19 protein-coding genes are annotated in these 20272 nt (G+C 71.2%); 12 read left to right on the top strand and 7 right to left on the bottom strand.

Annotated features, from left to right (window positions below; translation table 11 throughout):
* Positions 1-152 precede the first annotated feature (152 nt).
* Positions 153-1676, top strand: coding sequence for a fumarate hydratase (locus SK095_RS19915; RefSeq protein ID WP_136491482.1), 1524 nt, complete (start codon positions 153-155; stop codon positions 1674-1676).
* Positions 1677-1734: 58 nt separating this feature from the next.
* On the opposite strand, the gene SK095_RS19910 is transcribed toward SK095_RS19915, so the two are convergent.
* Both SK095_RS19910 and SK095_RS19905 read right to left on the bottom strand, forming a co-directional pair.
* Positions 1735-2889, bottom strand: a complete 1155-nt coding sequence (locus SK095_RS19910) for a phosphatidylserine/phosphatidylglycerophosphate/cardiolipin synthase family protein (protein ID WP_320547249.1) — start codon at positions 2887-2889, stop codon at positions 1735-1737.
* A gap of 167 nt (positions 2890-3056) precedes the next feature.
* Positions 3057-3842 (bottom strand): MBL fold metallo-hydrolase, encoded by a 786-nt coding sequence (locus SK095_RS19905; RefSeq protein ID WP_136491484.1) that lies wholly within the window; start codon positions 3840-3842, stop codon positions 3057-3059.
* A 239-nt stretch (positions 3843-4081) separates the two neighbouring features.
* Here SK095_RS19905 and olsB point away from each other — a divergent pair, with 239 nt between their 5' ends.
* The gene (gene olsB / locus SK095_RS19900) at positions 4082-4837 is read left to right on the top strand and encodes an L-ornithine N(alpha)-acyltransferase (protein ID WP_320547248.1); all 756 of its coding nucleotides are present in this window, start codon (positions 4082-4084) and stop codon (positions 4835-4837) included.
* Entirely contained in the window at positions 4837-5607 is a 771-nt protein-coding gene (locus tag SK095_RS19895) for a lysophospholipid acyltransferase family protein (protein ID WP_320547247.1), read from the top strand. Before olsB ends, SK095_RS19895 begins: the two co-directional genes overlap by 1 nt.
* Position 5608: 1 nt before the next feature.
* Here the strand turns inward: SK095_RS19895 and SK095_RS19890 are convergent, their stop codons facing one another.
* Complete coding sequence (locus SK095_RS19890; protein ID WP_320547246.1) at positions 5609-6187, bottom strand: ACP phosphodiesterase; 579 nt, start codon at positions 6185-6187, stop codon at positions 5609-5611.
* Positions 6188-6258: 71 nt separating this feature from the next.
* Between SK095_RS19890 and SK095_RS19885 the strand changes: the two genes are divergently transcribed.
* Positions 6259-7308 carry an alkene reductase gene (locus SK095_RS19885; protein WP_320547245.1) on the top strand — a complete coding sequence of 350 codons (1050 nt, stop codon included), beginning with the start codon at positions 6259-6261 and terminating at the stop codon, positions 7306-7308.
* 65 nt (positions 7309-7373) lie between these two features.
* Here SK095_RS19885 and SK095_RS19880 read toward each other — a convergent pair whose 3' ends face one another.
* The gene (locus SK095_RS19880; protein ID WP_320547244.1) at positions 7374-8282 is read right to left on the bottom strand and encodes an ATPase; all 909 of its coding nucleotides are present in this window, start codon (positions 8280-8282) and stop codon (positions 7374-7376) included.
* A gap of 212 nt (positions 8283-8494) precedes the next feature.
* On the opposite strand from SK095_RS19880, the gene SK095_RS19875 reads away from it, so the two are divergent.
* The gene (locus tag SK095_RS19875) at positions 8495-8812 is read left to right on the top strand and encodes a hypothetical protein (protein WP_136488170.1); all 318 of its coding nucleotides are present in this window, start codon (positions 8495-8497) and stop codon (positions 8810-8812) included.
* Positions 8813-8823: 11 nt separating this feature from the next.
* On the opposite strand, the gene SK095_RS19870 is transcribed toward SK095_RS19875, so the two are convergent.
* The gene (locus SK095_RS19870; RefSeq protein WP_320547243.1) at positions 8824-9723 is read right to left on the bottom strand and encodes a LysR family transcriptional regulator ArgP; all 900 of its coding nucleotides are present in this window, start codon (positions 9721-9723) and stop codon (positions 8824-8826) included.
* 100 nt (positions 9724-9823) lie between these two features.
* On the opposite strand from SK095_RS19870, the gene SK095_RS19865 reads away from it, so the two are divergent.
* The 3 genes from SK095_RS19865 to SK095_RS19855 all read left to right on the top strand — a co-directional run bounded on the left by SK095_RS19865 (position 9824) and on the right by SK095_RS19855 (position 13435).
* Positions 9824-10435 (top strand): LysE/ArgO family amino acid transporter, encoded by a 612-nt coding sequence (locus SK095_RS19865; RefSeq protein WP_136488172.1) that lies wholly within the window; start codon positions 9824-9826, stop codon positions 10433-10435.
* A 171-nt stretch (positions 10436-10606) separates the two neighbouring features.
* Positions 10607-11188, top strand: coding sequence for a superoxide dismutase [Fe] (gene sodB, locus SK095_RS19860; protein WP_136488173.1), 582 nt, complete (start codon positions 10607-10609; stop codon positions 11186-11188).
* Positions 11189-11356: 168 nt separating this feature from the next.
* Positions 11357-13435 (top strand): putative bifunctional diguanylate cyclase/phosphodiesterase, encoded by a 2079-nt coding sequence (locus tag SK095_RS19855; protein ID WP_320547242.1) that lies wholly within the window; start codon positions 11357-11359, stop codon positions 13433-13435.
* Between the two features lie 6 nt (positions 13436-13441).
* On the opposite strand, the gene SK095_RS19850 is transcribed toward SK095_RS19855, so the two are convergent.
* On the bottom strand, positions 13442-14341 hold the full coding sequence (locus tag SK095_RS19850) for a GIDE domain-containing protein (RefSeq protein ID WP_320547241.1): 900 nt from the start codon (positions 14339-14341) through the stop codon (positions 13442-13444).
* Positions 14341-14913, bottom strand: coding sequence for a LemA family protein (locus tag SK095_RS19845; RefSeq protein ID WP_320547240.1), 573 nt, complete (start codon positions 14911-14913; stop codon positions 14341-14343). Before SK095_RS19845 ends, SK095_RS19850 begins: the two co-directional genes overlap by 1 nt.
* Positions 14914-15100: 187 nt before the next feature.
* Between SK095_RS19845 and SK095_RS19840 the strand changes: the two genes are divergently transcribed.
* From SK095_RS19840 to SK095_RS19825, 4 genes are all read left to right on the top strand, one after another.
* Positions 15101-16444 carry an imelysin family protein gene (locus SK095_RS19840; RefSeq protein ID WP_320547239.1) on the top strand — a complete coding sequence of 448 codons (1344 nt, stop codon included), beginning with the start codon at positions 15101-15103 and terminating at the stop codon, positions 16442-16444.
* Positions 16445-16646: 202 nt separating this feature from the next.
* Positions 16647-18074, top strand: a complete 1428-nt coding sequence (locus SK095_RS19835) for a di-heme oxidoredictase family protein (protein ID WP_320547238.1) — start codon at positions 16647-16649, stop codon at positions 18072-18074.
* A 10-nt stretch (positions 18075-18084) separates the two neighbouring features.
* Positions 18085-19152, top strand: a complete 1068-nt coding sequence (locus SK095_RS19830; protein ID WP_320547237.1) for an imelysin family protein — start codon at positions 18085-18087, stop codon at positions 19150-19152.
* A gap of 2 nt (positions 19153-19154) precedes the next feature.
* Complete coding sequence (locus tag SK095_RS19825) at positions 19155-20252, top strand: DUF1513 domain-containing protein (protein ID WP_320547236.1); 1098 nt, start codon at positions 19155-19157, stop codon at positions 20250-20252.
* The last annotated feature ends 20 nt before the right edge of the window (positions 20253-20272 follow it).

Genomic DNA, 20272 nt, shown 5'->3' with positions numbered 1-20272 from the left:
AGCCTGCCGGCCGCGCCACTGGCCGCCAATCGACCAAGGTCGACGGCGGGCGGGTGTCCGCCACGCCCCCTGCGCGCTATACTGCCGCGCCGATTTTTGCGCCGCCCATGGTGGCGCGCCGTGAAGTTCCGCCTGACAGAGGACCGCGTTCCATGGCCGTGATCAAGCAAGACGACCTGATCCAGAGCGTCGCCGACGCCCTGCAGTACATCTCCTACTACCACCCCGTCGACTTCATCCAGGCCATGCACGAGGCCTACCTGCGCGAGGAGTCGCCGGCGGCCCGCGATTCCATCGCCCAGATCCTGATCAACTCGCGCATGTGCGCCACCGGCCACCGTCCGATCTGCCAGGACACCGGCATCGTCACCGTGTTCGCCAAGGTCGGCATGAACGTCCAGTGGGACGGCGCCACCATGAGCCTGGACGACATGATCAACGAGGGCGTGCGTCGCGCCTACAACAACCCGGACAACGTCCTGCGCGCCTCGATCCTGGCCGACCCGGCCGGTGCCCGCAAGAACACCAAGGACAACACCCCGGCGGTGATCCACTACCAGATCGTCCCGGGCGACACCGTGGAGATCGACGTCGCGGCCAAGGGCGGCGGCTCGGAGAACAAGTCGAAGATGGGCATGCTCAACCCGTCCGACTCGATCGTCGACTGGGTGCTGAAGACCGTGCCGGAAATGGGCGCCGGCTGGTGCCCGCCGGGCATGCTGGGCATCGGCATCGGCGGTACCGCCGAGAAGGCCGCCCTGCTGGCCAAGGAATCGCTGATGGAAGAGATCGACATCCATGAGCTGAAGAAGCGCGGCCCGCAGAACCGCATCGAGGAGCTGCGCCTCGAGCTGTTCGACAAGGTCAACCAGCTGGGCATCGGTGCCCAGGGTCTCGGCGGCCTGACCACCGTCCTCGACGTGAAGATCAAGGACTACCCGACCCACGCCGCCTCGCTGCCGGTGTGCATCATCCCCAACTGCGCAGCCACCCGTCACGCCCACTTCGTGCTGGACGGCTCCGGCCCGGCCGAGCTGACCCCGCCGCCGCTGGACGCCTACCCGGAAATCGTCTGGGAAGCCGGCCCGAGCGCCCGCCGCGTCAACCTCGACACCATCACCCCGGAAGAAGTGCAGAGCTGGAAGCCGGGCGAAACCGTCCTGCTCAACGGCAAGATGCTGACCGGCCGCGACGCCGCGCACAAGCGCATGGTCGACATGCTCAACGCCGGCCAGGAGCTGCCGGTGGACCTCAAGGGCCGCTTCATCTACTACGTCGGCCCGGTCGATCCGGTGCGTGACGAAGTGGTCGGCCCGGCCGGCCCGACCACCGCGACCCGCATGGACAAGTTCACCCGCCAGATCCTCGAGCAGACCGGTCTGCTGGGCATGATCGGCAAGTCCGAGCGCGGCCCGATCGCCATCGACGCGATCCGCGACAACAAGGCCGTGTACCTGATGGCCGTCGGCGGCGCCGCCTACCTGGTCGCCCAGGCGATCAAGAAGGCCGAGGTGCTGGCCTTCCCCGAGCTGGGCATGGAAGCGATCTACGAGTTCGAGGTCAAGGACATGCCGGTCACCGTGGCGGTCGATGCCAACGGCGAGTCGGTGCACATCACCGGCCCGCAGATCTGGAAGCAGAAGATCGCCGACAGCCTGGCAGTGGAAGTGAAGTAAGCTTCCGCGAGCGCGAAGAAAACCCCGGAGCGGCCCTGCCCTCCGGGGTTTTCCTTTTTCAGCGCCAGCGGTCGAGCAGGTTGACCACCAGGCGATCCAGCCAGCCCCACAGGCGCTGCGAGACGCGCATGACCAGCGGCCGGGCGCGCCAGTCGTCGAGGTCGATCTCGCGGCTCTGCGCGAAGTCGGCGACGAAGCTCTCCTCGAGATCGGCGGTCAGCTGCGGGTCGTGCGCCTCGAGATTGGCCTCCAGGTTGAAGCGCAGCGTCCAGTGGTCGAAGTTGCACGAGCCGATGCTCAGCCAGTCGTCGACCAGCACCGCCTTGAGGTGCAGGAAGCGCGGCTGGTACTCGAAGATGCGCACCCCGCTCCTCAGCAGCCGCGGGTAGTAGCGCTGTCCGGCGAAGCGCACCGGCGCATGGTCGGTGATGCGGCTGGACAGCAGCAGGCGCACGTCGACGCCGCGCTCGGCCGCCTTGCGCAGCGCCTTGCGCACCCGCCAGCTGGGCAGGAAATAGGGCGTGGCCAGCCAGATGCGCGTACGCGCATGGCCGAGGTTGCGCAGCAGCGAGTGCAGGATGTCGCGGTGCTGCACGGCATCGGCGTAGGCCACCCGGCCGAGGCCGGCGCCCGGCAGCGGCCTCGGCGGCAAGTGCGTCGACGGACGCACATGGGGGCGCCAGGCGCAGTCGTCGTCGCAGGCCTTCCACAGGCGCTCGAACAGGGTCTGCCAGTCGGCCACCAGCGGCCCGGCCATCTCCACCATCAGCTCGTGCCAGCGATCGCCGGCCGGCTCGGGCCGCCAGAAGTCGTCGGTGGCGCCGGTGCCGCCGACCCAGGCGCGCTGCCCGTCGACCAGCAGCAGCTTGCGGTGGTCGCGGTAGCAGTTGGCCACTCCACGCCGCCAGCCGAGCGGGTTGTACAGACGCAGCTGCACGCCGGCCTGGCGCAGCTGCGTGCTCAGGCGTGCGCCGAGGCGCCGGCTGCCGAAGGCGTCGAACAGACAGCGCACCACCACGCCGCGGCGGGCGGCGGCGCTCAGGCAGGCGACCAGATGCTCGGCGCAGGCGCCGGCCTCGACCAGATACAGCTCCAGTTCCACCTGCCGCTCGGCGCCCTCGATGGCGGCGAGCAGGCGGGGGAAGAACTGCTCGCCGTCGATCAGCAACTCGAAACGGTTGCCGCCGCGCCAGGGAAAGACGGTCTGGGTCATGGCGCGCCGGGATGGGGCAGGATGGTCGGGCTGGGCATCGGCTCCTCGGACGACAGTGGCTCAGCGCACCATAGCCGTCCGTTCGTCGGGGCTCAAGACACCCGTCCCGCAAACGACGACGCCGGCGGGCCCGAAGGCGCCGCCGGCGTCGGTCTGGCCGCAGAGACTCAGCGCGGCAGGGTGTAGTCGGCCGGCCCCATCAGGTCCATGCCGCACTCGAGCTGGCCGATCCAGTCGAGGAAGGTGTTGATCATCGCCTTGCCGACGAAGGGACGGCCGTGCTGCGGCACGATCATCTCGACATCCATCTTGCGCACCATGTCGGCCCACAGGCGGCAGACCTTGTTGCTGGCCATGTAGCGGCGGTGGAAGCCTTCCATGCTCGACAGGTGGGCGGCGAAGTCGGTGACCGGCTGCGCATCCTCGACCAGCGAGGCGCCCATGTCGCCGGAGAACAGGATCTTGCTGATCGGATCGTAGAGCTGGAAGTTGCCCACCGAGTGCAGGAAGTGCGCCGGCACCGCCTTGAGCTGGCAGTTGCCCAGCGGCAGCGACTGGCCGCGATCGGGCAGCGCGATGATGCGGTCGTAGGTGGAGATGCCATGGCTGACGGCCAGGTAGTTGGCGGTCAGGTGCGGCAGGAAGCGCGCCCACAGGCGCGAGCAGATGACCTTGGCCTTGGTGTGCAGCAGCCACTTGTCCAGGGCGGCGATGATGTCCGGGTCCTGGTGCGAGGCGAAGATGTAGGTCAGGTCCTGCACCGGAATGTGCTTGGACAGCTCCAGCGACAGGGGGGTGTAGGTCAGGTCGCCGCCCGGATCGAGCAGCATGTATTGCTCGTTGTCGACGATCAGGAACTGGTTGGTCTGTACACCTTCGCCGGTGACCAGATCATCGAAACACAGGCACTGGTGGGCGCCGTTATCAAACAGGACTATGGGCTCGCGACGCATGGCTACCTCGAATTCTCGGTTTGGCGGAGCTTAACGGAGCCGGGTTGCAACTTCACTGATTTGCATCAAGCGCGCCAGCGCCGCCGCAGGCGCTGCCACTCTACGCCGCGGGCGACGGGCAGGTTGCGCGGGCGGTCACAGAAGCATCACCGCCGCGTCACCGGGTAGCAATGCGCGCTTGCCAGCATGGCCGTGCACACAACAAGCCAGCGGCCGCCACGGCTGCCCGGAGGTTCTGCATGTCCGCCACTGCACTATCCCGCGACGCCAGCCCCACCCGCCGCCTGCAGGCCGAGCGCCTGCACGGCACCGAAGCCCTGTTCGAGGCCCAGGCCCTGCGCTACCGCGTGTTCGGCGAGGAGTTCGGCGCGCGCCTGGAAGGCGCCGAGCTGGGCCTGGACTGCGACGGCTTCGACGTCCACTGCAGCCATCTGGGCGTGCGCGACCTGGCCAGCGGCGAGCTGGTCGCCACCACCCGCCTGCTCGACCACCACACCGCGCGCAAACTGGGCCGCTACTACAGCGAGGGCGAATTCCGCCTGCACGGCCTCGGCCGGCTCGAGGGGCCGACCCTGGAGATCGGCCGCACCTGCGTCGCCGCCGCCTACCGCAACGGCGCCACCATCGCCGTGCTGTGGGGCGCACTGGCGGAGATCCTCAACGAGGGCGGCTACCGCTACCTGCTGGGCTGCGCCAGCATCCCCATGCGCGACGGCGGCATCCAGGCCCGTGCGGTGATGCAGCGCCTGCGCGAGCGCCACCTGTGCACCGAGCACCTGCGCGCCGAACCGCGCCAGCCGCTGCCGGAGCTGGCGGTGCCGGACAACCTCATCGCCGAGCTGCCGCCGCTGCTCAAGGCCTACATGCGCCTGGGCGCGAAGATCTGCGGCGAGCCGTGCTGGGACCCGGACTTCCAGGTCGCCGACGTGTTCATCCTGCTCAAGCGCGACGAACTGTGCCCGCGCTACGCCCGCCACTTCAAGGCGGCCGGCTGATGCACCGCCTGCGCCTGTATGCACGCCTGCTGCGCCTGTTCGCCGTGCTCGCCGAGGGCGCACTGCTGGGCGCCTGGGTCGGCCTGCGCGAGCGCCTCGGCGGCGCGCCCATGGCACTGCGCCAGCGCCTGACCTGGCGCCTCATGCGCCGCCTGCAGGCCGCCCTGCCGTTCAGCGTGCAGGTGCGCGGCTGGCTGCCGGACACGCCGGTGCTGTGGCTGGCCAACCACGTGTCCTGGGTCGACATCGCCGTGCTCGGCGCCCTGCGCCCGCTGTCGTTCCTCGCCAAGGCCGAGGTGGCCGCCTGGCCGCTGGCCGGCTGGCTGGCGCGCCAGGCCGGCACCCTGTTCATCCGCCGCGGCGGCGGCGACAGCCTGGACCTCGGCCGCCAGCTGGCCGGCCACCTGCAGCACGGCCACCACCTGGCGATCTTCCCCGAGGGCACCAGCTCCGACGGCAGCGGCGTGCTGCGCTTCCACCCGCGCCTGCTCGCCGCCGCCGTCGACAGCGGCGCCGCCGTGCAGCCGGTGGCGCTGCGCTACCGGCGCGCCGGCGCCCGCGACGCGCTGGCGCCCTTCGTCGGCGACGACGAGCTGCCGGCACACCTGCTGCGCCTGCTGAGCGCCGAACGGGCGGTGGTGGAAGTCACCCTGCTGGAACCGATCGCCGTGGCCGGACTCACCCGCAGCGAACTGGCGCGCCGCGCCCATTCGGCGATCGCCGCTGTAGTCTGCCCCGCCGAGGCGCAGGACGAGCGGGAGGCGGCCTGAGTCAGGCCGTGCGCGCGGCGCGGGCGAAGGCGATCAGTTCGGGATAGAAGGCGCGGAAGTCGTCGAGCAGCCAGGGATACAGGCGCGCCAGCTCGGCCAGCGCGCCGTCCAGGCTTTCCGGGCGCGACAGGCGCCGCTGCATGTTCAGCAGCACCCGCTCCAGCACGGCGAACTCGCGGTAGCTGCCCAGCCAGTCCTGTTCGGCCATGCGCGGGGCGATCAGCGCCAGGCGCCCGGGCAGCTCGGCCTCGGCGGCCAGCACGCCGTACACCCGCGCGCTGAAGCACTGCAGCGGCTCGTCGGCGTAGTCGCCCCAGTGGCTGGCCAGACAGTGGTCGAAGAACAGGTCGAGGAGGATGCCGGCGTAGCGCCGCCGCTCGGCGGGAAAGCGCGCCACCGCCAGCCGCACCTGCGGATGGCGGTCGGTGAAGGCGTCGATGCGCCGGTGCAGGCCGATGGCGGCCTCGACCTCCGGGGCGAAGCACCCGCCCAGCGGCCCCTTGACGAAGTCGCCATACAGGCTGCCGAGCAGCTGCGCCGGCTGCGCGCCGCCGAGGTGCAGGTGGGCAAGGTAGTTCATGCCCCCAGCTTAACCCCCTGCTCCGCCAGCCGGTAGTATGGGAGCCCCTTCCCCGCGCAAGGACACCGACAATGCCGACCCTGTTCGATCCCCTCCAGGTGGGCGACCTGCAGTTGCCCAACCGCATCATCATGGCCCCGCTGACCCGCTGCCGCGCCGAGCCCGGTCGGGTGCCCGGTGCGCTGATGGCCGAGTACTACGTGCAGCGCGCCAGCGCCGGGCTGATCATCAGCGAGGCCACCGCGGTGACGCCGACGGGCGTCGGCTACCCGGACACCCCCGGCATCTGGTCGGCGGAGCAGGTGCTGGGCTGGAAGAACGTCACCTCCGCGGTGCATGCCGCCGGCGGGCGCATCTTCCTGCAGTTGTGGCACGTCGGACGCATCTCCGATCCCTGCTACCTGGACGGCGCACTGCCGGTGGCGCCCAGCGCGGTGCAGCCCAGGGGCCACGTCAGCCTGGTCCGTCCCAAGCGCGAGTACGTCACCCCGCGCGCGCTGGAGACGGCGGAAATCGCCGGCATCGTCGCGGCCTACCGCCAGGGCGCGGAGAACGCCAGGGCCGCCGGCTTCGACGGCGTGGAGATCCACGGCGCCAACGGCTACCTGCTCGACCAGTTCCTGCAGGACAGCACCAACCGGCGCAGCGACCAGTACGGCGGCTCGCTGGAGAACCGCGCGCGGCTGCTGCTGGAAGTCACCGACGCCTGCATCGGCGTGTGGGGGCCGGGCCGCGTCGGCATGCACCTGGCACCGCGCGCCGACGCCCACGACATGGGCGATTCCAACCGCGCCGCGACCTTCACCTACGTCGCCCGCGAGCTGGGCAGGCGCGGCATCGCCTTCATCTGCGCCCGCGAACACGAGGCCGCCGACAGCCTCGGCCCGCAGCTCAAGCAGGCGTTCGGCGGCGTGTACATCGCCAACGAGCGCTTCACCAGGGCGCAGGCCGAGCGCTGGCTGAACGAGGGCAAGGCCGATGCGGTGGCCTTCGGCATCCCGTTCATCGCCAACCCCGACCTGCCGGCGCGCCTGGCCGCCGATGCGCCGCTGAACGCGGCGGACAGCAGCACCTTCTACGCGGCCGGCCCGGCCGGCTACATCGACTACCCGACCCTGTAATACCCACGCCGACGAAAAAGCCCCGGTTGCCAGCGGCAGCCGGGGCTTTGTTCTGCACGCCGCACTCAGCGGGCGTTGAGCTGCTGCTGCAGGTTCTGCACCTGCGCCTGCAGGGTGGTGATGTTGCGGGTCATCTGCGCGCGGAAGGCGTCCAGTTCGGCAGTGCCAGCTACCGCGGCGGCCGGGCGGCTGTCCAGCTGGCTGCGCAGCACCAGCAGGTCGTCCTCGAGGCGCTTGATCGCCGGCGCGGGATTGCCCTGCTTCTTCAGCAGTGCGACGTCGCCGGCCAGGCCCTGCAGGCGCCCTTCCAGCTGGTTCGCCTGGCCTTGCGCCGCCTTCAGCGCCGCCTGCTCCTCGGCCAGCCCCTTGAGCCGGCCATCCAGGCTGCTCAGCCCGCCCTGCTGCTCCTTCAGAGCCGCGGCCAGCTGGCTGGCGCTGCCCTGCTGCTCCCTGAGCGCGGCAGCCAGCTGCTCGGCAGCCCCGCGCTGGCTCTTCAACTCGCCGCGCAGCTGCTCCAGCTTGCGCTCCTGGCCGTCGAGCTGCTCGCTCGCGCTCTGCTGCTGCTTGCCGAGCTGGGCCAGACGGCCCTCCATCTGCTTGATGCGCAGCTTGAGCGCCTCGCTCTCGCTGGTGACGCTGGACTCGGTGGCCACCACCTTGCCGGAGATGTCCTTCAGGCGCCCGGCGGCATCCTCGCTGATCCGCGCGAAGCTCTCCTGGGTCGCCACCAGCTGCTGCTCCAGACGCGCCAGCTGCTGCTGGCTCCACCAGCCGAGGCCGGCCAGCGCGGCCAGCAGCAGGGCGGACAGCAGCCACGGGGCGCGGCTGCCGCGCCCGCGCGGCGCGGCCGCGGCCAGCTGCGGTGCTCGCGCCTCGGCGCTGGCCGACGCTTCGCGCCGGCTGTCCGGCGGCATCCGGACATCGGGGGTCAGGCTGGGAAGTTCGTCCAGCTCGTCGAGGGCATCGTTACGCATACCGGCACAACCTGTGGGGAAAGGGAAATCGGCTCGCCCATTATACGGCGCCCCGGCAGCCACCGGCTGACGCTCGCTTACGGTGCATGTTGCACCGCAACGAAGCTTGCCCGGCCCGGCCGGCGGCGGCAAAGCGCAGAGTTGCGCTCGGGAATTCTGGTATGGGGCTTGCTTGATCCCGGGAAACCCCGGACCGCGTCAAGGAGACCCCCATGGAACTGAACAAGGCCACCCTCGATTGCATGCAGAAGCTGCGCCGCCGCCTGCGCGAGGAACTGGGGACCGACATCCACCTCAGCCAGAGCGACGTGATCAGCGCCCTGCTCGCCGCCTGCGAGCGCAGCGACTCGATGGAAACCCGCCGCCTCGGCGCGCAGCTGGCCGAACTGGCCGGCACGCCGGAAGGCGAGGAAGCGGCCCGCAAGCGTCCGCTGTACCGTGGCCAGATTCCGACGCCGGAAGCCGACGCACCGGGCCCGACCGAGGAGCGCCAGGTGCGCATCTACCGCGGCCAGCGCATCTACGTCTGACCCCCGGCGCCTCAGGCGCCCGGCAGGGCCACCAGCCAGTGCCGCGCGGTGCGCTCGACATGGCGGGTGAGGCTGTCCAGGCGCTCGCCGCCCAGGCGCCAGCTGTGCCAGTACAGCGGCACGTCGACCGGCCGCTCCGGCAGCACCTCCCGCAAGCGTCCGCTGGCCAGCTGTTCGGCCACCTGCAGCTCGGGGATCAGCCCCCAGCCGAGCCCCGCCTCGGCCATGCGCACGAAGCCTTCCGACGACGGGCACAGATGGTGGAGGAAGCCGCCCTCCACGCCGAGTGCGGCCAGGAAGCGGTGCTGCAGACGGTCGTCCGGGCCGAAGACGATGGCCGGCACCCGCGCCAGCCGCTCGCCGCTGACCCCGCCGGCCAGATGACGGGCGATGAACGCCGGGCTGGCCATCGCGCGGTAGCGCATCGCCCCCAGCGCCAGGGCGCGCGCGCCGGCCACCGGCCGGGGGCTGGAACACAGGCAGGCGGCCACCTCGCCGGCGCGCATGCGCTTGAGGCCCACCGCCTGGTCCTCCACCAGCAGGTCGAGGAGCACGCCGGACTCGCTGCAGTAGTCGCTGACCGCCTCCGCCCACCAGGTCGCCAGACTGTCGGCGCTCAGCGCCACGCGCAGGCGCTCCGCCCCGCCCTCCTCGTCCAGCGCCGGCACCAGCTGCTGCAGGTCGCCCTCGAGCAGGCGCACCTGCTGCACGTGGTTGAGCAGCCGCTGGCCCAGCTCGGTCGGCTGCGGCGGCGTGCTGCGCACCAGTACCGGCTGGCCGAGGCGCATCTCCAGCAGCTTGATGCGCTGCGACACCGCCGACTGCGACAGCCCCAGGCGCTGCGCGGCGCGCTCGAAGCCGGCCTGCTCCACCACGGTGGCCAGGGCAGCGAGCAGCTTGTAGTCGAACATATCGATTTACCTAATGCCTGATCAGCAGTATTCGTTTCTCTTATACATCCGCGCTGCCTAGAGTGGCCACATCCTTGTCTACCCTGGTGGAGTTCCCGAGATGTGGCAGAGTTACAGCAACGGCCTGCTGGTCACGGCCGGCCTGATCGTGGCCATCGGCGCGCAGAACGCCTTCGTCCTCGCCCAGAGCCTGCGCCGCGAGCACCACCTGACGGTGGCCGCGCTCTGCGTGCTGTGCGACGCCCTGCTGATCACCGCCGGGGTGTTCGGCCTGGCCAGCCTGCTGGCACAGAGCCCGCTGCTGCTGGCCGTCGCCCGCTGGGGCGGCATCGCCTTCCTGCTCTGGTACGCCAGCCAGGCGCTGCGCCGCGCCTGGACCAGCCAGGGCCTGGCCGGCGCCGGCGACGCCCTGCCGCGCTCGCGCCGCGCGGTGCTGCTCGCCGCCCTCGCCGTGACCCTGCTCAACCCGCACGTCTACCTCGACACCGTGCTGCTGATCGGCTCGCTCGGCGCCCAGCAGGCAGTCCCCGGCGCCTACGCCCTCGGCGCCGCCAGCGCCTCGCTGCTGTGGTTCGCCACCCTCGCCCTCGGCGCCGCCCGCCTGGCTCCCTGGCTGGCGCGACCGACCACCTGGCGGCTGATCGACCTCGGCGTGGCGAGCATGATGCTGGCGATGGCGGTGCAGCTGGCGCGGCCGCTCTGGGCCGCATAACCCCACGGCTGCTGCGTGGATAAGGCAGGGGGTGGGTGCTATGATTCGGGGCCGACGGCGCGCCATAGCGCTGCGGCAGCTCCGTTGCAGGGGAGCTGCCAGACCGGCCCACGAGCCGGGTCGCGCGCACCTTGCGCTCGCACATACCTGATGATGATAGGGAGAGAAACCATGGCTTTCGAACTGCCGCCGCTGCCTTACGAGAAGAACGCCCTCGAGCCGCACATTTCCGCCGAGACCCTGGAATACCACTACGGCAAGCACCACAACACCTACGTGGTCAACCTGAACAACCTGATCCCGGGTACCGAATTCGAAGGCAAGACCCTGGAAGAGATCGTCAAGACCTCCACCGGTGGCATCTTCAACAACGCGGCCCAGGTGTGGAACCACACCTTCTACTGGAACGGCCTGAAGCCCAACGGCGGTGGCCAGCCCACCGGCGCCCTGGCCGACGCCATCAACGCCACCTTCGGCTCCTTCGATAACTTCAAGGCCGAGTTCACCAAGGTCGCCATCGGCACCTTCGGTTCCGGCTGGGCCTGGCTGGTGAAGAAGGCCGACGGCTCCCTGGCCCTGGCCAGCACCATCGGCGCCGGCTGCCCGCTGACCAGCGGCGACACCCCGCTGCTGACCTGCGACGTCTGGGAACACGCCTACTACATCGACTACCGCAACCTGCGTCCGAAGTACGTCGAGGCGTTCTGGAACCTGGTCAACTGGGACTTCGTGGCCGCCAACTACGCCGCCTGAGTCACCTGACCGTCACGCAGAAGCCCGGCCCCGGCCGGGCTTCTGCGTTTTTGCCCGGCGCCCGCCGGCACGCCGTCGGCCCCGCCCCCTTTGACGCTCGCGCGGCAAATCCGAATACTCTGTGCGGCTTCGCGCAACCGGAAGCGCCAAACAAGGAAACGTCCTCCCGTGCCGCCAGACGTCCAGAAAAGCCTCTCGCAGCGCCTGCTCGGCTTCATCCTGCTGGCGGCAGTCGCGCTCGGCCTGCTGTTCAGCAGCGCGCAGATCGCCCACGACCTGCAGCTGAGCCGCCAGGCCATCCGCGCCGAGGGCCGGCAACTGCTCGGCATGTTCCGCGAGGGCGCGGCCCTGGCCAGCTTCCGCGAGGATCGCCGCCTCGCCGAACAGCTGGTGGCCGGCCTGCTGCAACACCCGGGCGTGCTGCGCGCCAGCCTGCGCGACGGACACGGCACCCCGCTGGCCGGCGAGCAGCGCACCCAGCCGGCACCTGCCGCGCCCGGCTTAGCCGCCGAGCTGTTCGGCCCGCCGCAGCCCTTCAGCCTGCGCCTGCGCTGCCCGACGCTCAGGCAGGAGCCCTGCGGCGAGCTGGCCCTCACCCTCGACAGCAGCCACCTGGCCGAGCGCTTCGTCGCCGGCGTGCGCTTCCAGCTCGCCAGCAGCCTGGTGTTCATCCTGCTGCTGGGCCTGACGCTGTTCTGGCTGTGCCGCCGCCAGTTGACCCTGCCGCTGGCGCGCCTGCTCGGCAACCTGACGCGCATCGACCCGGAGCGCCCGGGCGAGCACCAGTTGCCGCCGCTGCGCGGCCACGAATGCGACGAACTCGGCCAGTGGGTCGCGCGCGCCAACCAGTTGCTCGCCGCCATCGCCCACCACCAGAGCCGGCGCCGCGAGGCGGAGAGCAACCTGCAGCGCATGAGCCAGCTCGACCAGCTCACCGGGCTGCCCGGCCGGCCGCTGCTACAGCAGCAGCTCGGCCGCCTGCTGCGCGAGGCCAACCGCAGCCAGGGACGCGTGGCGGTGCTGTGCCTGGGGCTCGACGACTTCAACAGTCTCAACGAGAAGTACGGCTACCAGGCCGGCGACCGCCTGCTGGTCACCGTCGCCGAGCGCCTGCGCACCCTCGACAACCGCCTGGCCGGCCTGGCGCGCCTGGGCGGCGACCAGTTCGCCCTGGTGCAGATCGCCTTCCAGCACGGCTACGAGGTCGCCGAACTGGCCCAGCAGGTGCTCGATGCGCTGTCCAGCCCGCAGACCATCGGCGACCAGCAGATCCGCCTCGGCGCCACCATCGGCATCACCCTGTATCCGGACGACGGCGACGACGGCGAGCGCCTGCTGCAGCGCGCCGAGCAGACCCTGACCCTGGCCAAGCAGGGCAACCGCCAGCGCTACCAGTTCTTCATCGCCAGCCTCGACCGCGAGATCCGCCGGCGCCGCCAGCTCGAGCAGGACCTGCGCCAGGCCCTGCACAGCGAGCAGCTGGAGCTGTACTACCAGCCGCAGGTCGCCGGGGCCGCGCAGCGGGTGGTCGGCGTCGAGGCGCTGCTGCGCTGGCGCCATCCGCAGCTGGGCTTCGTGCCACCGGACCAGTTCATCCCGCTGGCCGAGCAGAGCGGGCTGATCCTCGAGATCGGCGACTGGGTGCTGGAGCGGGCCTGTCGCCAGTTGCGCGACTGGCACGCCCAGGGCCTGGAAGGGCTGCGCGTGGCGATCAACCTGTCCACCGCGCAGCTGCGCAGCGAGAAACTGCCGCGCCAGGTGCTCGGCCTGATCCAGCGCTACGGCCTGCCACCCTACAGCCTCGAGCTGGAAGTGACCGAGACCGGGCTGATGACCAACGTCGCCCAGGCCGCCCAGCAGCTCAACAGCCTGCGCCTGGCCAAGGTGCTGCTGGCGGTCGACGACTTCGGCACCGGCTACTCGTCGCTGAGCTACCTGAAGAGCCTGCCGCTGGACAAGATCAAGATCGACCGCAGCTTCGTGCGCGACCTGCCACGCAACCAGGACGACGCCATCATCGCCCATGCCATCATCCAGCTGGCGCACAACCTGGACATGCAGGTGATCGCCGAGGGCGTGGAAACCGCGGAGCAGGAGGCCTACCTGCTCGCCCACGGCTGCGACGAGGGCCAGGGCTACCTGTACTGCCGGCCGCTGCCGGCCTTCGAGGTGACCCAGTACCTGAGCAACGCCCTGCGCCGCGCGGCCCAGGGGGCAACCGGCCGGCCGCTGGGCCGCCTGTGCTGAGCGACCTCAGCCGCCCTGGCGCAGCAGCCAGGTCACGGCCAGCGCCCCGCCCAGGCAGAGCAGCGCGCCGCCCAGCGCCTGCCAGCGGAAGGTGCGCGCCAGCTCGTCCTCGCCCTTGCAGGAGAGCAGGAACGGCAGGCCCTCCGGCGGGCGGCGCAGGTGGTTCTGCTCCGGCGCCCGGCTGGCCTGGGCGTGGCGATCCTCCGCCTCCAGCTGCGCGGCCAGGCGCACCAGGCGCCACTCCTGCTCACTCAGCCGGCCGTCGCCATCGCGGTCGAAGCGCCCCAGCAGGCCCTGGAAATCCTGCTTCCACTCGCGCACCAGCGCCGCCTGGGCCGCGGCCAGGTCGAGCCCCTGGCGACCGCCGCCGCTGGTGCGGAACTCGCCAAGGGCGTACAGCGGATCGCCGGCGTGCAGGCGCTCCTCGACATAGCGGTAGCGCCGCCCCATGTTCAGCAGGCTGCCGAGCAGGCCGTGCGCCGGGGCGTGGCGCGGGTGGCGCTGGTCGCCGTGCCATACCTGGCGGTGCAGCGGCCGCACCTCGGCGCCGAGCGGATTGATCAGACACTGCCCCGAAGCATCCTCGAGGGCCAGCCAGCCCTCGCTGCTGGCCGACTCCACCACCCGCCAGGACTTGTGCTTGCCGTTCTCGCGGTACTCCTCGATGCGATAGCGCCACCAGCGGCACGGCATGCCGGTCAGCGGGGCCACGAGCGGCTCGCCCGGGCCGTCGCGCAGCACGCCGTACAGCTCGACGTAGCCCTGCGCCGCCGAGCGGATCCGCGAGGTCGGCATGTCCTCCAGCAGGCGCGCCTGGCCGAGGCGGCGCAGGCACCACCAGCCACCGCCGACGCTGGCCGCGCCGGCCATGCCGAGGGCCAGCAGCTGGCCCGGATCGACGGCCATCAGCCGAACAGCTGCCTGAGGTCGACGTCGGCCTTCTCCGCCTCGCTGAACTGCAGCAGCTCGGCGGCCCCGAAGCCGAACAGGCGGGCGACCAGCACGTCGGGGAACTGCTCGATGCGCACGTTGTTGAGGTTGACCGACTCGTTGTACAGCTCGCGGCGATCGGCGATGCCGTTCTCCAGCCCGGTGATGCGCTGCTGCAGGTGCTGGAAGCTCTCGTTGGCCTTGAGCTGCGGGTAGTTCTCCACCAGCGCGAACAGCTGGCCGAGGCCCACGCGCAGGCCGCTCTCGGCGCGGCCGAGGGCGGCGACGTCGCCCTGCTCGCGCGCCGCGGCCACCGCGCTGCGCGCGGCGATCACCGCCTCCAGGGTGCCACGCTCGTGCTGCATGTACTGCCGGCAGGTCTCCACCAGCTTGGGCAGCTCCTCGTGGCGCTGGCGCAGCAGCACGTCGATGTTCGACCAGGCCTTGCCCACCCCGTGCTTGAGGCGCACCAGGGCGTTGTAGATCTGCACGGCGTAGCCGGCCAGCAGGACGATGACCACCAGAATGGCGACGGTACTCGGACTCATGCGCGGGACTCCCTGTGAAGTGGCCGCCAGTATAACGGGAGCCCACCGGGCACGGCGCGCGGCGCCGCACAGCCGCGCAGCATCGCCCGACGGCGCACGACAGCCCTTCCCATCGATGCGAATATTTCGCATTATGTTTCGAAACCATCTCTCAGCTGCTACCCGCTGCCCACACAAGGATCGCTCCATGCCCCGTTTCCCCCTGGTCGCCACCAGCCTGCTCGCCCTGTCCATCGCCCTCGCCGGCTGCGGCGAGGACAAGAAAGTCGAGGCGCCGGCGCAGAGCGCCGCCCCGGCCGCTGCCCCGCAGGTGTCGGCCGCCGCACCGGTCGCGAATGTTGACCCGGCCGCGGCCAAGGCGGTGGTCGGCCACTACGCCGAGCTGGCCTCCGCGGTGTTCAGCGACGCCCTCGGCACTGCCAAGGCCCTGCAGCAGGCGGTCGACGCCCTGCTCGCCACCCCGAACGAGGCCACCCTCAAGGCGGCCCGCGAGGCCTGGATGGCCGCGCGCACGCCCTACATGCAGAGCGAGGTGTTCCGCTTCGGCAACCCGGTGGTCGACGACTGGGAAGGCCAGCTCAACGCCTGGCCGCTGGACGAGGGCCTGATCGACTACGTGGCCAAGGACTACCAGCACGCCCTCGGCAACCCCGGCGCCACCGCCAACCTCATCGCCAACCCCGAAATCCAGGTCGGCGAGGACAAGCTCGACGCCAGCACCATCACCGGCGAGCTACTGGCCAGCCTCAACGAACTGGGCGGCTCGGAAGCCAACGTCGCCACCGGCTACCACGCCATCGAGTTCCTGCTCTGGGGCCAGGATCTCAACGGCAGCCAGCCGGGTGCAGGCAACCGCCCGGCCAGCGACTACCTGGTCGGCGAAGGCGCCACCGGCGGCCACAACGAGCGCCGCCGCGAGTACCTCAAGGCCGCCACCGCCCTGCTGGTCAGCGACCTCGAATACATGGCCGGCCAGTGGCAGGCCGGCGTGGCCGACAACTACCGCGCCAGGCTGGAGGCCGAACCGGCCGACAACGGCCTGCGCAAGATGCTGTTCGGCATGGGCAGCCTGTCGCTGGGCGAGCTGGCCGGCGAGCGCATGAAGGTGGCGCTGGAGGCCAACTCCACCGAGGACGAGCACGACTGCTTCAGCGACAACACCCACAACTCGCACTTCTTCAACGCCCTGGGCATCCGCAACGTCTACCTCGGCGAGTACCGCCGCGTCGACGGCAGCCTGCTGGGCGGCCCGAGCCTGTCCTCGCTGGTGGCCCAGGCCGACGCCGCGGCCGACAGCGCGCTGAAGGCCGACCTGGACGCCACCCAGGCCGCCCTGCAGAAGCTGGTGGACAGCGCCGAGAAGGACGGCGTGCACTTCGACCAGCTGATCGCCGCCGACAACACCGCCGGCCAGCAGATCATCCGCGACGGCATCGCCGCGCTGGTCAAGCAGACCGCCAGCATCGAGCAGGCCGCCGGCAAGCTGGGCATCAGCGACCTCAACCCGGATACCGCCGACCACCAGTTCTGAGCCGCCTCCGGCGGGAGCGCGGGGCTCAGGCCCCGGCTCCCGCCGCCTCCTGCCTCGGTAGCGGCGCGGCAGCCCCCGACAGCTCCAACGGCCGTGCCCTGGCGCCCGCCAGGCTGCCGGCCAAATGAAAAAAACTCTTATTTGCACCGAAACGCGCTGTTACACTATCGCACCGTTCGGTCCCCCCGGGAGTTTCACCGCCATGCCCGTCCTGCCTGTCCTGCGCCCCCTCGGCGCACTGGCCCTGAGCCTGCTGCTGGCCGGCTGCGAGCAACCCGAGACGCCACGCTTCAGCGCCGCCGAACCCGGCGAGGCGCTGTCCGGCGGCGCCGCCACGGTCCGCAAGGCCGACCAGAACGCCTTCTCGCTGCCCTCGGCCAACCTCTCGCCCAGCCGCCGCCTGGACTTCAGCGTCGGCAACAGCTTCTTCCGCAACCCCTGGGTGATCGCCCCGGCCTCCACCGACGCCCGCGACGGCCTCGGCCCGCTGTTCAACACCAACGCCTGCCAGAACTGCCACATCAAGGACGGCCGCGGCCATCCGCCGGGCAGCGCCGCGGACAACGCGGTGTCCAGCCTGGTGCGCCTGTCGATCCCGGCGCAGAGCGGCCAGGAGGCCCTGCTCGAGCGCCAGGGGCTGATCCCCGAGCCGGTCTACGGCGGCCAGCTGCAGGACGCCGCCATTCCCGGCATAGCGCCGGAAGGCAAGGTGCGGGTGCGCTACACCACCGAGTTGGTCACACTCAGGGACGGCAGCCGCGTCGAGCTGCAGCGCCCCGAGCTGCAGCTCAGCCAGCTGGGCTACGGCGCGCTGCATCCCGATACCCTGTTCTCCCTGCGCGTGGCGCCGCCGATGATCGGCCTGGGCCTGCTCGAGGCGATCCCCGAGGCGGCAATCCTCGCCAACGCCGACCCCGACGATCGCGACGGCGACGACATTTCCGGCCGGCCCAACCGGGTCTGGGACCACGAGACCCAAAGCACCCGCCTCGGCCGCTTCGGCTGGAAGGCCGGCCAGCCGTCGCTCAACCAGCAGAACGCCGACGCCTTCTTCAACGACATGGGCCTGTCCACCCCGCTGCTGGCCGGCAGCAGCTGCACCGAGAGCCAGCTGGACTGCCGGGCGCTGCCCGACGGCGGCACACCGGAAGTCAGCGCGCACATCCTCGCCCAGGTGCTGTTCTATACCCGCAACCTCGCGGTGCCGGCGCGGCGCCAGGTCGACGACCCGCAGGTGCTCGCCGGCAAGGGCCTGTTCCACCAGGCCGGCTGCCAGGCCTGCCACACGCCGAGTTTCACCACTGCGGCGGACGCCGCCGAGCCGGAGCTGGCCGGCCAGCTGATCCGCCCCTACAGCGACCTGCTGCTGCATGACATGGGCGACGGTCTGGCGGACAATCGCCCCGAATTCCAGGCCAGCGGCCGCGAATGGCGCACCCCGCCGCTGTGGGGCATCGGCCTGACCGAGACGGTCAACGGCCACACCCGCTTCCTCCACGACGGCCGCGCGCGCAACCTGCTGGAGGCCATCCTCTGGCACGGCGGCGAGGCCGAAGGCGCCCGCCAGGCGGTGATCGCCTTCGACGCCGGCCAGCGCGCCGCCCTGCTGGCCTTCCTCAATTCCCTCTAAGGAGCAATCGATGCTGCGCCCCGCCCTGCTCTCCCTGTCCCTGCTGGCCCTGCTGGCCGGCTGCTCGAACGGCGAGCCGCCCAAGCCGAAGGCCGAGCCCTTCGCTGCCGCCAGCGCCGCGCTCACCGACGGCGTACTGCTGCCCGCCTACACCCGCTGGACCGACAGCGACCGCCAGCTGGCCGACAGCGCCCGGGCCTTCTGCGCCGGCGAGCAGGACCTGGCCGCCGCCCGCCAGGCCTACCTCACCGCCCACGGCGCCTGGGCCGCCCTGCAGCCGCTGGCCGTCGGCCCGCTCGGCGAGGGCAACCTGGCCTGGCAGGTGCAGTTCTGGCCGGACAAGAAGAACCTGGTGGCCCGCCAGGTCGAAGCCCTGCTCGACAAGACCCCGCAGCTCAGGCAGGCCGAGCTGGAGAAGGCCAGCGTGGTGGTGCAGGGGCTGAGCGCCTACGAATACCTGCTGTTCGACCAGGACATCGACCTCGCCAACCTCGAGCAGAAGCGCCGCTACTGCCCGCTGCTGCTGGCCATCGGCAGCCACCAGCAGGCCCTCTCGGCCCAGGTGCTGGGTAGCTGGCTGGGCGAACAGGGGCTGGCCGCGCAGCTCAAGAGCTTCCCCAACACCCGCTACGCCGAGGGCCGCGAGGCCGTCGCCGAGCTGCTGCGCGCCCAGGTCGGCGCCCTCGACGGCCTCAAGCGCAAGCTCAACACCCCGCTGCCGCTCGGCGGCAAGCCGCCGCAGCCCTACCAGGCGGAAGCCTGGCGCAGCGGCGCCTCGCTGGCGCTGATCGACGCCAGCCTGGCCAGCGCCGAGAGCCTGTGGCGCGAAGGCGTGCGCGGCCTGCTGGGCAAGGAGCAGGCCGACCTGGCCACCCGCATCGACGCCGCCTACCACGAGACCCGCCAGCGCATCGCCGCCCTCGGCCAGCCGCTCGGCGTGCTGCTCGCCGACGAGGCCGGCCGCGCCAGCCTCGGCCAGCTGTACGACAGCCTCGGCACCCTGCACCGCCTGCACGAGGCCGAGCTGGCCAAGGCGCTGGGCATCCAGCTGGGCTTCAACGCCCACGACGGCGACTAAGCATGCACAGGCGCACCTTCCTCGGCCTCGGCGGCGCCCTGCTCGCCGCCTCCGCCCTCGGCGGCTGGACCCTCGGCCGCGGCGCCGGCCAGGCGCCGCTGCTGCTGTCGGCGCGCAACGACGCCGACGGTCGCCACTACGCGGTCGGCTACCGCCTCGACGGCAGCCGCCAGTTCGCCACCCCGGTCAGCGAGCGCTGCCACGACGTGGTGCCGCACCCGGCGCTGCCGCTGGCGCTGTTCGTCGGCCGCCGGCCGAGCCGCGACAGCTACCTGATCGACACCCGCGACGGCCGTCTGCTGCAGACCGTGGGCACGCCGTCCGACCGGCACTTCCAGGGCCATGCGGTGTTCCACCGCGGCGGACAGTGGCTGTACAGCACCGAGAACGACACCGGCGAGCCGGGGCGCGGGGTGGTCGGCGTCTGGCGTCTGGACGGCCAGCGCCTGGTGCGCCACGGCGAACTGTCGAGCCACGGCGTCGGCCCGCACCAGCTGCTGTGGCTGCCCGACGGCGAGACCCTGGTGGTGGCCAACGGCGGCATCCGCACCGAGGCCGACAGCCGCGCGGCGATGAACCTCGACGCCATGGAGCCGAGCCTGGTGCTGCTGCGCCGCGACGGCACGCTGCTCAGCAAGGAGCAACTGCCCGAGTCGATGAACAGCGTGCGCCACCTGGCGGTGGCCAGCGACGGCACCGTGGTCAGCGGCCAGCAGTACGAGGGCGACCCGGGCGACGCCGTGCCGCTGGTGGCGATCAAGCGTCCCGGCCAGGCCTTCCAGGCGTTCCCGCTCGGCGAGGCGCAGCGCCTGGCGATGCACCAGTACACCGCCAGCGTGGCGATCCACAGCGGCCTGCGCCTCTTGGCGATCACCGCGCCGCGCGGCAACCGGGTGTTCATCTGGGATCTGGACAGCGCCGAACTGCGCCTGGATGCGCCGCTGCCCGACTGCGCCGGCGTCGCCGCCTGCGCCGAGGGATTCGTGGTCAGCTCAGGGCAGGGCCGCTGCCGCCTGTACGACTGCCGCCAGGCGGACATCGCCATGCAGGCGCTGCAGCTGCCGGCCGGGCTGTGGGACAACCACCTGCGCCTGGCCTGAGCCAGGGCGCGGGTTGCCCC

The sequence above is a fragment of the Pseudomonas sp. AN-1 genome (genome assembly GCF_034057115.1).
Taxonomy (GTDB): Bacteria; Pseudomonadota; Gammaproteobacteria; order Pseudomonadales; family Pseudomonadaceae; genus Geopseudomonas.
The sequence above is the reverse complement of the archived record's forward strand: the minus strand, read 5'-3'. Positions and strand labels throughout refer to the sequence as shown.

Coding starts and splice junctions, on each gene's coding strand:
- SK095_RS19890 (WP_320547246.1), bottom strand. CDS start 6,187: ATGAACTACCTTGCCCACCTGCACCTCGGCGGCGCGCAGCCGGCGCAG.
- olsB (WP_320547248.1), top strand. CDS start 4,082: ATGTCCGCCACTGCACTATCCCGCGACGCCAGCCCCACCCGCCGCCTG.
- SK095_RS19875 (WP_136488170.1), top strand. CDS start 8,495: ATGGAACTGAACAAGGCCACCCTCGATTGCATGCAGAAGCTGCGCCGC.
- SK095_RS19850 (WP_320547241.1), bottom strand. CDS start 14,341: ATGGCCGTCGATCCGGGCCAGCTGCTGGCCCTCGGCATGGCCGGCGCG.
- SK095_RS19915 (WP_136491482.1), top strand. CDS start 153: ATGGCCGTGATCAAGCAAGACGACCTGATCCAGAGCGTCGCCGACGCC.
- sodB (WP_136488173.1), top strand. CDS start 10,607: ATGGCTTTCGAACTGCCGCCGCTGCCTTACGAGAAGAACGCCCTCGAG.
- SK095_RS19865 (WP_136488172.1), top strand. CDS start 9,824: ATGTGGCAGAGTTACAGCAACGGCCTGCTGGTCACGGCCGGCCTGATC.
- SK095_RS19830 (WP_320547237.1), top strand. CDS start 18,085: ATGCTGCGCCCCGCCCTGCTCTCCCTGTCCCTGCTGGCCCTGCTGGCC.
- SK095_RS19880 (WP_320547244.1), bottom strand. CDS start 8,282: ATGCGTAACGATGCCCTCGACGAGCTGGACGAACTTCCCAGCCTGACC.
- SK095_RS19910 (WP_320547249.1), bottom strand. CDS start 2,889: ATGACCCAGACCGTCTTTCCCTGGCGCGGCGGCAACCGTTTCGAGTTG.
- SK095_RS19905 (WP_136491484.1), bottom strand. CDS start 3,842: ATGCGTCGCGAGCCCATAGTCCTGTTTGATAACGGCGCCCACCAGTGC.
- SK095_RS19870 (WP_320547243.1), bottom strand. CDS start 9,723: ATGTTCGACTACAAGCTGCTCGCTGCCCTGGCCACCGTGGTGGAGCAG.
- SK095_RS19825 (WP_320547236.1), top strand. CDS start 19,155: ATGCACAGGCGCACCTTCCTCGGCCTCGGCGGCGCCCTGCTCGCCGCC.
- SK095_RS19885 (WP_320547245.1), top strand. CDS start 6,259: ATGCCGACCCTGTTCGATCCCCTCCAGGTGGGCGACCTGCAGTTGCCC.
- SK095_RS19840 (WP_320547239.1), top strand. CDS start 15,101: ATGCCCCGTTTCCCCCTGGTCGCCACCAGCCTGCTCGCCCTGTCCATC.
- SK095_RS19835 (WP_320547238.1), top strand. CDS start 16,647: ATGCCCGTCCTGCCTGTCCTGCGCCCCCTCGGCGCACTGGCCCTGAGC.
- SK095_RS19895 (WP_320547247.1), top strand. CDS start 4,837: ATGCACCGCCTGCGCCTGTATGCACGCCTGCTGCGCCTGTTCGCCGTG.
- SK095_RS19845 (WP_320547240.1), bottom strand. CDS start 14,913: ATGAGTCCGAGTACCGTCGCCATTCTGGTGGTCATCGTCCTGCTGGCC.